Source organism: Bradyrhizobium barranii subsp. apii, from assembly GCF_011516635.5.
Classification (GTDB): Bacteria; Pseudomonadota; Alphaproteobacteria; order Rhizobiales; family Xanthobacteraceae; genus Bradyrhizobium; species Bradyrhizobium barranii.
This window is the reverse complement of the sequence record NZ_CP096255.1, coordinates 9,741,861-9,754,934: the sequence shown is the minus strand read 5'-3', so window position 1 is coordinate 9,754,934 and position 13,074 is coordinate 9,741,861. Positions and strand designations below refer to the sequence as shown.

Here is a 13,074-nt window from a genome sequence, read left to right as displayed (position 1 = left end):
CCCACCGGGAACGCGAGCGCCGATTGCGGGATGGGTAAAGGTCTCTCAGCCGTCATGCCCGGGCTTGTCCCGGCCATGACGATGTGGAGAGGACTGCGCCCGAAAGGGCCCTCAGAGATACCGCTTCAAATCGGCCGCGGCCTCTTCCGGCGTTCGCTTCATGTTGAACGGCGATACGAACCGCCCGTCGCGGTCCATCAGGTAGATCAGCGCGGCGTGGTCCATGGTGTAGTCGCCGTCCTTGGTCGGGACCTTCTTGGCATAGACCCGGTAGGAGGTGATCACCTTGGCGGTCTCGGCGGGGTCGCCGCTGAGCCCTTCGAGGTGCGGGTCGAAGCTCGACAGATAGTCCTTCATCGTCGCCGGCGTATCGCGCTCGGGATCGACCGAGATGAAGACGGCATTGACCTTGTCGGCATCCTTGCCCATCGCGCGCAGCACCTCCGAAATCTCGAACAACGAGGTCGGGCAGACGTCGGGGCAATGGGTGTAGCCGAAGAAGATCAGGGTCGGCTTGCCCTTCAGGTTCTTGTCGGTGACGGCCTTGCCGTGCTGGTCGGTGAGCTGGAACGGGCCGCCGATCGCGGCCGGCTGCGCCACTTTGCTGACCCCGCCCATCGCCCAGAACACGATCAATAGTCCGACGACGAGGCTTGCAGCGAAGGCGGTCGCGATCACCAGCGGACGGGCGGTGGAGCTCATGAGCGGAAAACTTCCTGTCGCAGGTCAGAAGCAGGCGGCAAAGCCGGTCCTGATCATTTCGAAGAACACCTGGCTGCCGTAGTGGAACCAGAGCGCCAGCGCGCCGAGCACGACCAGACCGCCGATCCCCGCGCCAGCCAACAGCAGCACGAACGGCAGCCGGCCGGCAGTGGGCGAATTGTCCTGTAGCGGTTGGGCCGGGTGCAGTGGTTGAGCCATGACAACGATCGAGGCGAAGGCCCCGGTTCCCTTGCCATTCAAATAGGCGTTGGCCCGGGCCCGGGCAAGCGCCGCGGGTGTTCCAAGGAATACTTCCCGGAGTCAGATCGCGCCGATGACGTCAGCGAAGCAGCTGGCCCCGAGCGGACTCCAGCTCTTCCGCCTGTGGGAGAGCCCGGCGCAGGGGCCGGTTGGTCGAGGCTTGCGCGTCGAGGTAGCAGGGCTTGTACATGGCCTGGAGCTGCTTGCCCCTCAGGAAGAGCATGTGCGGGGTGAGGCCGCCGCGCTGGTTGATCCAGCGCTTCACCTGCGAGGGATACATCGCATAGAGCATCTGGGTCGCTTCGGGATTGGTGACGGCGCGGCCGTTGGTGCCGAAATCCCAGGCGGCGTGGAAGCCGAGCGTCGCGTGCGAGGTCACACAGATGCGGTCGCGCGGGATGGCGCCGAGGACGATGGTGCAGGCCGAGGCACAGAGGCCGTCGATGATGACGGTGTCACCTGACTGGCGCAGGTCCTGGTATCTGTCGACGTAGGTTCCGATCCGGCCACCGCGGTCATCCGCAATCCGAACCACTGCGTGAGAAGCCCCCATGCCCGCGATCAGGAGAACCGCCGCGAGCAACCCCGTCAGAAACTTCATTGTCCCCCGCCCCAGTCGAATTCGAATCTGCGTGTCAGGTGGTGATGCGTTGCTAGCGTCCGTCGTAACCGTGGTTTTGTCTAGGCACGCCGGCTGGCTCAAAACAAATTCAAATCCAGTGTTGCGCCCGCGCTGCACCAGGTCCGACTCGGTCCCAAACCGGAACAAGTTAACGATGTCTTACGCGCCAAGCCCTTGATCTCAGTTGCAACGGCTGGCTTCAATCCGGACAACTACAGGGGGGAACCTATGGCGGAAGAGACAGACGTCATCGTCGTCGGCGCGGGACTATCGGGACTGGTGGCGGCAACCGAGATCGCCGACGCCGGCAAGCGGGTGATCGTGGTCGACCAGGAAGGCGAGCAGTCGCTCGGCGGCCAGGCGTTCTGGTCGTTCGGCGGCCTGTTCCTGGTCAACTCTCCCGAGCAGCGCCGGCTCGGCATCAAGGACTCCTTCGATCTCGCAATGCAGGACTGGCTCGGCACCGCCGGCTTCGACCGCGACGAGGATTTCTGGCCGCGCCAATGGGCCGAGGCCTATGTGGCGTTTGCGGCGGGCGAGAAACGCGACTGGCTGCGCGCGATGGGGCATCGCATCTTCCCGGTGGTCGGCTGGGCCGAGCGCGGCGGCTATGACGCGATGGGCCACGGCAATTCGGTGCCGCGCTTCCACGTCACCTGGGGAACCGGCCCCGGCATCGTCGAGCCGTTCGAGCGCCGTGCGCGCGAGGCCGTGAAGAGCGGCCGGCTGACCTTCAGGTTCCGCCATCGCGTCGATGCGCTCTCCATCACCAACGGCACGGTGGACGGCATTAGCGGCGCCGTGCTCGCCCCTGACAATGTCGAGCGTGGCAAGAGCTCGTCGCGCAACGTGGTCGGCGAGTTCGCGCTGAAGGCACAGGCCGTGATCGTGGCGTCCGGCGGCATCGGCGGCAATCACGAGCTGGTGCGGCAGAACTGGCCGAAGCGGCTTGGCGAGCCGCCGAAGTTCATGATCTCCGGCGTGCCCGAGCATGTCGACGGCCGCATGATCGGCATCACCGAGAAATCGGGCGCGCGGCTGATCAACCGCGACCGCATGTGGCATTATGTCGAAGGCATCCAGAACTGGAATCCGATCTGGCCGCGCCACGGCATCCGCATCCTGCCCGGCCCGTCCTCGATGTGGTTCGACGCAACAGGCACGCGGCTGCCGGCGCCGTTGTTTCCCGGCTCCGACACGCTCGGCCAGCTCCAGTACATCATGTCCACGGGCTATGATTATTCCTGGTTCATCCTGACCCAGAGCATCATCAAGAAGGAATTTGCGCTGTCGGGCTCGGAGCAGAATCCTGATCTGACCGGCAAGAGCTGGCGGATGACCCTGCGCCGCGCCACCAACAAGGGCGCGCCGGCGCCGGTGGAGGCATTCAAAAGCCATGGTGTCGACTTCATCGTACGCGACAAGATCGAGGATCTCGTCGCGGCCATGAACAAGCTCGCCGGCAGCGACCTCCTCAAGCTCGAGCACATCAGGATGCAGATCGAGGCGCGCGACCGCGAGATCGCCAACCCCTACGTCAAGGATGCGCAGGTGATGAACATCCACAATGCGCGGCGCTATATCGGCGACAAGCTGATCCGCACCGCCTCTCCGCACCGCATCCTCGATCCCGCGCAGGGGCCGCTGATCGCGGTCAAGCTCAACATCCTCACCCGCAAGACGCTCGGCGGTTTCGAGACCGATCTCGACTCGCGCGTGTTCGGCAGCGAGGGCAGCGTCATTCCCGGCCTCTATGCGGTCGGCGAAGCCGCAGGCTTCGGCGGCGGCGGCGTGCACGGCTATCGCTCGCTGGAAGGCACCTTCCTCGGCGGCTGCCTGTTCTCGGGCCGCAATGCCGGCCGCGCCGCGGCGAAGGCCGTGGGCTAGATCATGCGGAGGTGGATGCAGATCGGGGCGCTTCTTGCGGCATTGGCCGCAGCTTCTGCTGCATCCGCCGATACGATCGACGTCAACGGCGTGAAGCGATCCTACACCGCGCAACTGCCGGCGAAGCGGCTGGTGCCGCTCGTGGTCGTGCTGCACGGCAAGACCCAGCGCGGCGCTGACATGGTCGCGCGCACAGCGTGGCCGCAGGTCGCGAAGCGCGAGGGTTTTGCCGTGGTCTTTCCTGATGGCCTCAACCATGCCTGGGCCGATGCGCGGACGAAAGCTGGACCGGCGCTGCGTGGCCCGCCCGAAGGCACCGACGATGTCGCCTTCATCGCAAAGCTGGTCGAGACGCTGGTGACGAACGGCACGGCGGACCCGAAGCGTGTCTATATCGCCGGCACCTCCAATGGCGGCGCCATGGCGATGACGCTGGTTTGCGCGCGCGCCGATCTGTTTGCGGCGGGCGCAAGCGTGATCATGAATCTCACGGACGAGGCCGCAGTCACCTGCCATCCATCGCGGCCGCTGCCGATGCTGCTCATCAACGGCACGGCCGACCCGCTGGTCCCCTACGAGGGCGGACGCGGATCGAGCTATTATGCCGCAGACGGGTTCTGGTCCACCGAAGAGACACTGGCCTTCTGGCGCAAGCTCAATGGCTGCGAGACCGATGACGCCGAGGTGACCGATTTGCCCGAGAAGGCACCCGCGGATCAGTCTACGGTCACACGGATCTCCTCACGCTGTCCCAAAGGGCACGACGTCGTGCTCTATCGCATCAACCATGGCGGCCACCGCATGCCCGGCAACGCTCCGGATGCCCGCTTCCCGAAGGTTGCAACCAGCCTGCTCGGGCCGCAGAACCGCGACATCGACGGCGCCGAGACGATCTGGTCGTTTTTCAGTCAGTTTCCGTGAACGACGCGTGCATCAGCGAGCAACGCATGCGTGCCCGGCAACGCATGCGTGCCCGGGGTGGCAGAGCAGGGGGCGCTGGGCTAGACAGGGCCGCCATTCCCACCAGGAGATCCCCCAATGAGCATTCAGCGTTTCGAAACCGGCCCGCGCATGAGCCAGGTCGTCGTGCACGGCAACACCGTCTATCTCGCCGGCGTCGTCGCCAACAAGGCCGCCGGTGAAAGCGTCACGAAGCAGACCCAGGACATCCTGGCGACCATCGACAGCCATCTCGCCAAGGCCGGCACCGACAAGTCGAAGCTGCTCTCGGCCACGATCTACATCACCGACATGAAGACCTTTGCCGAGATGAACGCGGTGTGGGACGCTTGGGTCTCGCCCGGCAACACCCCGGCTCGCGCCACCGTCGAAGCCAAGCTCGCGGCTGCACAGTACACCGTCGAGATCATGGTCACCGCGGCGCAGTAAATTCGCGCTGAGATTGTTGCGAACGTCCGAAGCGCGATGAGAGCATCATCGCGCTTCTTTTCTGCGTACGCATGACCTCCGAGGTAATCGATCTGCGCGTGCGAACCTTCGATAGTCGAGACAGCCGAACACGGCGCCATCGAAGGAGAGCACCATGACCGACCCCGTCACCATCGCCCGCCGCTATATCGAGCTCTGGAACGAGCGCGCCGCAGGCCGCCGTCGCGAACTGCTCAGCGAAAACTGGACGGCGGATGCGAGCTATGTCGATCCCCTGATGAAGGGTGACGGCCGGGACGGCATCGACGCGCTGATCGCGGGCGTGCAGCAGCGTTTCCCCGACTTCAAGTTCACGCTGATCGGCGAGCCCAACGGCTACGGCGAGCATGTCCGCTTTTCGTGGGGCCTTGGTCCCGACGGTGTCGACAGCCCGATCAAGGGCACCGACTTCGCCGTGCTGAAGGACGGGCGCATCAGGAGCATCACGGGATTTCTGGACCAGGTGCCCGCGGGCGCGTGACGTCTCTTACCCTCCCCTGGAGGGGGAGGGTCGGCTCACATTGAGCGCAGCGAAATGTGAGACGGGGTGGGGTGACAGTCTCTCCACCAATGCGGTGCTCGAGCGGAGAGATCACCCCACCCCGCTCGCGCTACGCGCGATCGACCCTCCCCCTCCAGGGGAGGGTAAGCAAGAGCCCGGCCCTTAGCTTGCAGTTGCCAGCCGATAGGCTCTCTTCGCATTCACGCCAAATGCCCTCTCTCGAACATTCGGACCCAGCTTCGCCAGGCACGCTTCCAGCGCCCCCTTGATCTCGCCATAACTCCCGGCAAGCAGACACACCGGCCAGTCCGAGCCGAAGATCAGGCGATCCTCGCCAAAACATGTTGCGGCATGTTCGACGAACGGAAACAGCCGCTCGGCATCCCAGTCACTCCACACCGCTTCTGTCGCGAGGCCCGAAATCTTGCACCAGACATTGCCGCAGGCCGCGAGAGCCGCGATGCGATCGGCCCATTCGGCGCTTCCGCCATCGGCGATCGGCGGTTTTGCGGCGTGGTCAAGCACGAAACGCGCTTGCGGAAAGGCCTGCGCAGTTGCGATCGCGGCAGGCAATTCGCGGGTGCGGACGAGAAAATCGTAGGCGAGATCGCGGGCGAACGTTGCGGTGAGGCCACGTTGAACGTCCTCGCGCAGCAGCCAGTCCGGATCGGCCTCGTCATGCACCTGGTGACGAATGCCGACCAGCCTGTCGCCGCCGGGCGAAGCGCGCAAGCGGTCGAGCGTGTCGCCAAGCGCACCGTCCGTCAGATCGGCCCAGCCAACGACGCCAATCACCGAGGGCGTCGCATGCGCGATCCGCAAGAATTCCTCGGTCTCCTCCAGCGCGGAGCGGCACTGCACCACGATGCTCGCGTCGATGCCGTTTGCTTTCAACAGCGGCGCGAGATCGGCGGGGCCGAAGGCGCGGCGGATCGAGGCCAATTCCGGCGCGTCCATCCAGGGATAGTCGGCGCGCGACGGATCCCAGAAATGCTGATGGCCGTCGATGATCATGCCCTCACGCTCCGCCCGGCAACGGCGCGCGTGCGTCGACGAGTTTGCGCGCACGCAGCTCCTGCCAGAAGGCTTGCGGCACCGCCTTCTCCGACATCGCGATGTTGTCGGAAACTTCCGCGGCGTTGCGCGCGCCTAGCACGGCAATTGTGACCGCCGGATGGGCCATGCAGAACTGGAGCGCGGCGGCCTTCAGCTCGGTCCCGTGCTTGCGGCAGAGCTCGTCGAGCTCGAGCGCACGCGCGATCAGCGCCGCGTCGGCGTCCTGATAGTTGAACTTCGCGCCGGGATGCGGATTGGCCAGAATGCCGCTGTTGTAGATGCCGCCGAGCAGGATGCCGATGTTCTTCTCGCGGCAGACCGGAAATAGCGCATCCAGCGCGCCCTGGTCGAGCAGCGTGTAGCGGCCGGCGAGCAGGAAGCAGTCGACCGCAACGGCCTGGGCAAAACGAACCAACATTTCCGACTGGTTCATGCCGGCACCGATCGCCTTGACCGTGCCGTCGGCGCGCAGGCGCTGGAGCGCGCGGAAGGCGCCGGCCACGGCGTCGTCATAGTGATCGTCGGGATCATGCACGAGCAGGACATCGATGCGGTCGAGCCCAAGGCGCGTCAGGCTCTCCTCCACCGAACGCATCACGCCGTCATAGGAGAAGTCGAACACCGGCCGCTCGCGCGACGTACCCTTGTAGTGCGCGTCCTCGGCGGCCGCGCCATCAGGCGCGCGCAGCAGACGACCGACCTTGGTCGAGATGACGTAGGAGTCGCGCGGCTGCTGCAGCAGGAAAGCGCCGATCCGCCGTTCGGCGAGGCCAAAGCCGTAGAGCGGCGCGGTGTCGTAGAAGCGGATGCCGGCCGACCAGGCGCGCTCGATCGTGGCGAACGCATCGGTATCGCTGACGGCGGTGAACAATCCGCCGAGCGGGGCCGAACCGAGACCGATAGAGGTGACGTCGAGGGAGCCGAGCCGCGATCGTTTCATTCCCATTGCCTTCCAAAAGTCTTCCTTCCAACCGTCCAAATCATCTCCCCCGCTTGCGGAAACCGCAAGCGGGAGAGGATCGCAGGAGCACGGGGCTGGCGACGCTCCTACTTCAACATCTGCGCAACGTTGTCCTTGGTCACGAGATCGAGGCCGGTATAGACGATCTCGGGTACCTTCTCGCCCTTCTTGATGGCGAGCAGCGTATCCATCGCCTTCTCGCCCATCTCGAACGGTCGCTGGCCGACCAGCGCATTGGCGTAACCGTCGCGCAGCAGTTCAAGCTGCATCTTCAGCGTATCGGCGACGACCAGCGTGAACTTGCCGGAGTCGATGTCCTTCTTGTTCCTGGAGGCGAAGGCCTTGAAGCCTTCGGGGGCGAACATCGGCCAGCCGCCGATGGGAACGATCGAGGCGAGGTCGGGCGTGGCGGTGCGCATATCCGTCATCTGCTGGACCGCCAGCGCCGGATCGTCGTTGCAGAAGGTCGGCGAGCCCGCGACCTCGGTCCATTTCGAGCCCTTCAGCGCCTCGCGGACGCCGTCGACGCGCTCGGCGAGATTCTTGGCGCCCGGACCGCCCGAGACCATCGCGTATTTGCCGCCATCGGGCCGCAGCTTCAAGAGCTCCTTGCCAAGCGCGACGCCGAACTCCTTGTTGTTGGTGCCGATATAGGCGATCCGCTTGGAGCCAGGCGCATCGGCATCGAAGGTGATGACGGGGATGCCGGCCGCGGTCGCCGCCTCGATCGACTTGGTCATGGCCGCAACGTCGGCGACCGAGATGGCGAGGCCGTCGACCTTCTGGGTGACGAAGTCCTGGATGATCTGCGCCTGCGTCGCCGGCTCATGCTCCACCGGCCCCTTGTAGATGCACTCGATGTTGCCGAGCTCCTTGGCACGCTTCAGGCAGCCATCGCGCGCGAAGTCGAAGAACGGATTGTTCATCGCCTTGGGCACGATCACGAAACGGTAGTTCGCGGCAAACGCCGGCGTCGCCATCATCGCGACCGCGATGCCGGCAAGAAGAAGTTTCCTCATTGTTTCCTCCACCCTTCTCTGGCGCCCATCCTCTCAAGATCGTCCGGGGAGCGGACAGGCGACATTTTCGTTGCCCTCCCGGAACGACGTCAGTTCAGATCATCCGCGAGCGGATGCGATCGACCAGCACCGCCAGGATGATGATCACGCCAACCAGCGTCTGCTGCCAGTAGGAGCTGACCTGTGCCAGCACGAGGCCGTTGCGGATCACTTCCAGCAGCACGCAGCCGACGATGGCCCCCAACGGACCGCCGATGCCGCCGGCGAGGTTGGCACCGCCGATGACGGCCGCCGCGATCACGTTGAGCTCGTAGGACGTCGCCATGTTGGCGGGCGCGGATCCGAGCCAGCCGGAGATGATGATGCCCTGGAGCCCTGCGGCAAGCGCGCAGATCACATAGACCTCGATCTTCACCCGCACGACCGGTATGCCCGTGAGTTCGGCGGCCTTCTCGTTGCCTCCGAGCGCGAACACGTGGCGGCCGAACGAGCTGTGGTGCAGGACCACAGCCATCGCCAGCGCGAGGATCACGAGGTAGATGAAGGGTACGGGCACGCCGAGCACGTCGCCCGAGGTGAGCGCGTAGAAGTAATCAGCGTCCGGCCCGCCAGGAAAACTGCCGCGACCGTTGGAGACGACATAGCCGAGCCCACGCACGATCGAGAGCATGCCGAGCGTGGTGACGAAGGGCGACAGGCCGAGCACGGCGATACAGAAGCCGTTGACGAGGCCCGCAATCAGCGCGACGCCGAGCCCCGCGAGGATGGAGATCAGCAGGATCAGACCCGGCACGTTGGCCAGCACGGTCTTGCCGTCGGCGGCCATATGCACGAACAGCGAGCCTGCGGGCGAGCCGGGCGCCGACAGCTCGGTCATGACCATCGAGGTGATCATGGCGGAGAAGCACATCATCGAGCCGACCGACAAATCGATGCCGCCGGTGATGATCACGAAGGTGACGCCGAGGGTGGCGATGGCGATGAAGGAGAAATTCTTCGCCACGTTCTGCATGTTGCCTTCGGTGAAGAAATAGGGGCTGGCGAAATGCATCACCACCAGCAGCATCGCCAGCGCGAGCAGGACATAGCCGGTCTGGGAGGCGAAGATGCCGCGCTGCCACCATCTGATCCGGCCGACATTGGTGAAGCTGATCGGAGATTCCAAGGGCATGGCCATCACGCCGCCTCCTTCGCGCCGGTGATCAGGGCGGTGACTTCCTCGGGCGACGTCTGGTGGATCGGCTTGTCGGCCCGCTTCTCGCCGCGACGCATGACGATCACGCGGTCGCACACCGCGAACACATCGGGCATGCGGTGCGAGATCAGCATGACGGCGACGCCCTGCTCCTTCAGCCGGTGGATCAGGCCGAGGACCTGCTCGACCTGGCGTACCGAAATCGCGGCGGTCGGCTCGTCCATCATGACCAGCCGCGCGTTGGAGCGGCGCGTCCGCGCGATCGCAACCGCCTGGCGCTGGCCGCCAGACATCTGCTTGACGAGATCGTCGGGGCGCGTCTCCGAGCGCAATTCGCCGAACAGCTCCAGCGCACGCGCCGCCATCGCCTTGTGGTCGAGCAATGCGAGCGGGCCGAACCTGCGCTTCAGCTCGCGGTCGAGGAAAACGTTGGCAGCAGCCGTCAGATTGTCGGCAAGCGCGAGGTCCTGGTAGACGACCTCGATGCCGACGCCGCGGGCATCGACGGGCCGGTTGAAATGGACCGCGTTGCCGGCAAAGCGGATCTCGCCATGGCTGGGACGGAAATTGCCGGCGATGATCTTGACCAGCGTGGACTTGCCCGCGCCGTTGTCGCCCATCAGGCCGACGACCTCGCCGGGCTGGACCTGCAGGTCGACGCCGTGCAGCGCGCGGATTGCGCCGAACTCCTTGCCGATGCCGGTCAGTTCGAGGACCGGTGTCGCTTCAGCATTTGTCATCAGCGGCCTTCCTCAGACGTAGCGGTTGACCAGGGATTCCAGATATTCCTGCCGCCCCGAGCGCGGCCGCGGGTCGAAGCCGGGGCTGAGCGCACGGTCGGCCAGTTCGGCGAGCGAGCGTTGGCCGCCGAGAATGGCCCGGCCTTCGGGCCCCGCCCATCCCTCGTAGCGCTGCGCGAGCGGTGCGGTGAGGGCGCCGGCATCGAGCATGTCGGCGGCGGCGAGGAGCGCGCGCGCGCAGGCATCCATCGAGCCGACATGGGCATGGATCAGATCGTCAGGGTCGATCGACTGCCGCCTGATCTTGGCGTCGAAATTGAGCCCGCCCGAGGTGAAGCCGCCGCGATTCAGGATCTCGTGGAACACCAGAGCCAGCTCCGGCACGTTCATCGCGAACTGGTCGGTGTCCCAGCCGAGCAGATCGTCGCCGCGATTGACGTCGAGCGAGCCGAAGATGCCGAGCGCCTCGGCGAGCGCGACCTCGTGATGGAAGGAGTGGCCGGCGAGAATGGCGTGGTTCTGCTCGATGTTGAGCTTGACGTCGTTCAGGAGATCGTAGCGCTCCAGGAAGCCGTAGCAGGTGGCGACGTCGAAATCATATTGATGCTTGGTCGGCTCCTTCGGCTTCGGCTCGATCAGGATCGGGCCCTTGAAGCCGATCTTGTGCTTATGCTCGACGACCAGCGAGATGAAGCGGCCGAGCTGGTCGAGCTCGCGCTTGAGATCGGTGTTGAGCAGCGTCTCGTAGCCCTCGCGGCCGCCCCACAGCACGTAGTTCTGGCCGCCGAGCCGGTGCGTCACCTCCAGCGCGGCGCGGACCTGGCCGGCGGCATAGGTGAAGATTTCGGGGTCCGGATTGGTCGCGGCACCCGCCATGTAGCGGCGATGCGTGAACAAATTGGCCGTGCCCCACAGCAACCGGACTTTTGCGGAGGCCATCTTCGCTTCGAACAGATCGGCGATCGCGTTGAGATTGGCGACGGACTCGCTGAGCGAAGTGCCTTCCGGCGCCGCATCGACGTCGTGGAAGGTGAAGAAGGGCACGTCCAGCAGGCGGAACAGCTCGAAGGCGACATCGGCCTTGGCGCGTGCCTGCGCCATCGCATCGGCACCTTGATGCCACGGGCGCAGAAAGGTTTCGCCGCCGAAGGGATCGCCGCCCGGCCAGCAGAACGAATGCCAGTAGCAGACCGCAAAGCGCAGGTGATCCTCGAGCCTGCGGCCATGCACGAGCCGGTCCTTGTCGTACCATCGGAAGGTGGGCGTGTTTCCCGCATCCTTGCCGCCGAAGGCGACAGGGGCGCTTGCATCGAAGAATTTTGCTGGTGCGTTCACTTAAGACTCTCCTTCAACGCAGGATAAAGTTCGCGCCACCGCCGATAGGCGTCGTCATAGGCCGCAGTGACGGATGCGCGGGGCGCAAAGCTCGCGAGCCGCCGCGGGCGCTTGCACACTTCCGCGGGATGTTCGCCTGTGGCGGCGAGCCGCGAGGTTGTCGCGCGCGGCGAAGGCGACGCCTTCCAGCACGGCCTGCACGATCTGGCTGCGCCCGGTCGCACCGCGCAGGCCGACGAAGGCGCCGCTGGCGGCGGCATCGTTGTGCGGCGTGCGCTCGCCGTCGAGATAGGGAAGGAATTTTATGGAGCTCGGTCCGTCGACACGCTCGCCGAGCGGCGCCAGGAGCGCGGCGGCCGGCGTCTCCATCACACCCGCGAGCCAGGCCAGCGAAGCCGCGGCCGACAGCATCACGCCCATCTGATGCCAGAGGCCGGGCAGCGCATGGCAGAACGCATGCACGGCCGAAGCCGGTGCCGGTGCAAACCGGTCGGTGACGCGGAACACCACGCCGGATGTGCCGAGCGACAGGAACGCATCGCCCGGCGCGATCGCGCCGAGCCCGATGGCGCTCGCGGCATTGTCGCCGGCACCGCCGGCGATCACGACATCATTCGCCATGCCCCAGCGCCGCGCGAATTCCGGCGCGAGCACTGCACTGACCTCGCTGCCCTCGACGAGGCGCGGCATGTGGTGGAGATCGAGCCCGACGGCATGCAGCAGCAGCGCCGACCAGCGGCGCAGACCGACGTCGAGCCACAGCGTGCCCGCGGCGTCGGACATGTCCTCGACCATCTCGCCGGTGAGGCGATAACGCACATAGGCCTTCGGCAGCAGCACCTTCGCCACGCGCTCGAAGATCTGCGGCTCGTGCCGCGCGACCCAGAGCAGCTTGGGCGCGGTGAAGCCGGGCATTGCCAGATTGCCGGCGATCGTGTGCAGCGACGGGCAGCGCCGCTCGAGCGCGACGCATTCGGCGTGCGAACGGCCGTCGTTCCACAGAATAGCGGGGCGCAGCGGCCGTCCATCCTCGTCCAGCAGCGTCGCGCCATGCATCTGGCCGGACAGCCCGATGCCGCGCACCTGAGCGACCTCGCGCGGATGGCGGGCGGCGAGATCGTCGACGGCGCCAACCGCCGCATTGACCCAGGCGTCGGGATCCTGCTCGGACCACAGCGGCGCGGGATGCGACAGCGCAAGCTCGCGCGCGGCCGTCGCGACAATCGCGCCGGTTTCGCTCACGAGCACCGCTTTCACACCGGATGTGCCGATGTCGATACCGAGATACACGCCGTCCTCCCTTTCGCCTGTTGCGGTGCGCGCTCTTGAGGTCGCCCTTTCCGCAACGGACCGTTTCGAAATCCAC

General features: G+C 65.7%; 13 protein-coding genes and 1 pseudogene. 4 read left to right on the top strand and 10 right to left on the bottom strand.

All coding sequences use genetic code 11. From position 1 onward, the window contains the following. Window positions 1–111 precede the first annotated feature (111 nt). From HAP41_RS46405 to HAP41_RS46395, 3 genes are all read right to left on the bottom strand, one after another. On the bottom strand, window positions 112–702 hold the full coding sequence (locus HAP41_RS46405) for an SCO family protein (RefSeq protein WP_166068534.1): 591 nt from the start codon (window positions 700–702) through the stop codon (window positions 112–114). Between the two features lie 24 nt (window positions 703–726). Then, entirely contained in the window at window positions 727–921 is a 195-nt protein-coding gene (locus HAP41_RS46400) for a hypothetical protein (RefSeq protein ID WP_028160269.1), read from the bottom strand. 121 nt (window positions 922–1,042) lie between these two features. After that, window positions 1,043–1,564 carry a Clp protease/crotonase-like domain-containing protein gene (locus HAP41_RS46395; RefSeq protein WP_014491335.1) on the bottom strand — a complete coding sequence of 174 codons (522 nt, stop codon included), beginning with the start codon at window positions 1,562–1,564 and terminating at the stop codon, window positions 1,043–1,045. Between the two features lie 249 nt (window positions 1,565–1,813). On the opposite strand from HAP41_RS46395, the gene HAP41_RS46390 reads away from it, so the two are divergent. The 4 genes from HAP41_RS46390 (at window position 1,814) to HAP41_RS46375 (ending at window position 5,381) form a co-directional block, all read left to right on the top strand. Beyond that, window positions 1,814–3,472, top strand: a complete 1,659-nt coding sequence (locus HAP41_RS46390; RefSeq protein WP_166068550.1) for an FAD-binding dehydrogenase — start codon at window positions 1,814–1,816, stop codon at window positions 3,470–3,472. Window positions 3,473–3,475: 3 nt separating this feature from the next. Beyond that, window positions 3,476–4,393 (top strand): extracellular catalytic domain type 1 short-chain-length polyhydroxyalkanoate depolymerase, encoded by a 918-nt coding sequence (locus tag HAP41_RS46385; RefSeq protein ID WP_175617973.1) that lies wholly within the window; start codon window positions 3,476–3,478, stop codon window positions 4,391–4,393. Between the two features lie 117 nt (window positions 4,394–4,510). Further along, window positions 4,511–4,861, top strand: coding sequence for a RidA family protein (locus HAP41_RS46380; RefSeq protein WP_166068572.1), 351 nt, complete (start codon window positions 4,511–4,513; stop codon window positions 4,859–4,861). A gap of 154 nt (window positions 4,862–5,015) precedes the next feature. After that, the gene (locus HAP41_RS46375; RefSeq protein WP_028147997.1) at window positions 5,016–5,381 is read left to right on the top strand and encodes a nuclear transport factor 2 family protein; all 366 of its coding nucleotides are present in this window, start codon (window positions 5,016–5,018) and stop codon (window positions 5,379–5,381) included. A gap of 183 nt (window positions 5,382–5,564) precedes the next feature. Here the strand turns inward: HAP41_RS46375 and HAP41_RS46370 are convergent, their stop codons facing one another. The 7 genes and pseudogenes from HAP41_RS46370 to xylB form a co-directional block, all read right to left on the bottom strand. Then, a complete protein-coding gene (locus HAP41_RS46370) occupies window positions 5,565–6,416 on the bottom strand; it encodes an amidohydrolase family protein (RefSeq protein WP_166068583.1) in 852 nt (283 codons plus the stop codon). 4 nt (window positions 6,417–6,420) lie between these two features. Further along, the gene (locus HAP41_RS46365; protein WP_166068585.1) at window positions 6,421–7,398 is read right to left on the bottom strand and encodes an aldo/keto reductase; all 978 of its coding nucleotides are present in this window, start codon (window positions 7,396–7,398) and stop codon (window positions 6,421–6,423) included. Between the two features lie 107 nt (window positions 7,399–7,505). Continuing rightward, the gene (locus HAP41_RS46360) at window positions 7,506–8,438 is read right to left on the bottom strand and encodes a sugar-binding protein (protein WP_063985925.1); all 933 of its coding nucleotides are present in this window, start codon (window positions 8,436–8,438) and stop codon (window positions 7,506–7,508) included. A 94-nt stretch (window positions 8,439–8,532) separates the two neighbouring features. Further along, window positions 8,533–9,615 (bottom strand): ABC transporter permease, encoded by a 1,083-nt coding sequence (locus tag HAP41_RS46355; protein WP_166068609.1) that lies wholly within the window; start codon window positions 9,613–9,615, stop codon window positions 8,533–8,535. After that, a complete protein-coding gene (locus tag HAP41_RS46350) occupies window positions 9,615–10,373 on the bottom strand; it encodes an ATP-binding cassette domain-containing protein (protein WP_166068624.1) in 759 nt (252 codons plus the stop codon). Before HAP41_RS46350 ends, HAP41_RS46355 begins: the two co-directional genes overlap by 1 nt. Before the next feature lie 12 nt (window positions 10,374–10,385). Beyond that, complete coding sequence (gene xylA, locus HAP41_RS46345) at window positions 10,386–11,708, bottom strand: xylose isomerase (protein ID WP_166068626.1); 1,323 nt, start codon at window positions 11,706–11,708, stop codon at window positions 10,386–10,388. Beyond that, window positions 11,705–12,998, bottom strand: a pseudogene (xylB, locus tag HAP41_RS46340) (xylulokinase). Before xylB ends, xylA begins: the two are co-directional and overlap by 4 nt. Window positions 12,999–13,074 lie beyond the last annotated feature (76 nt).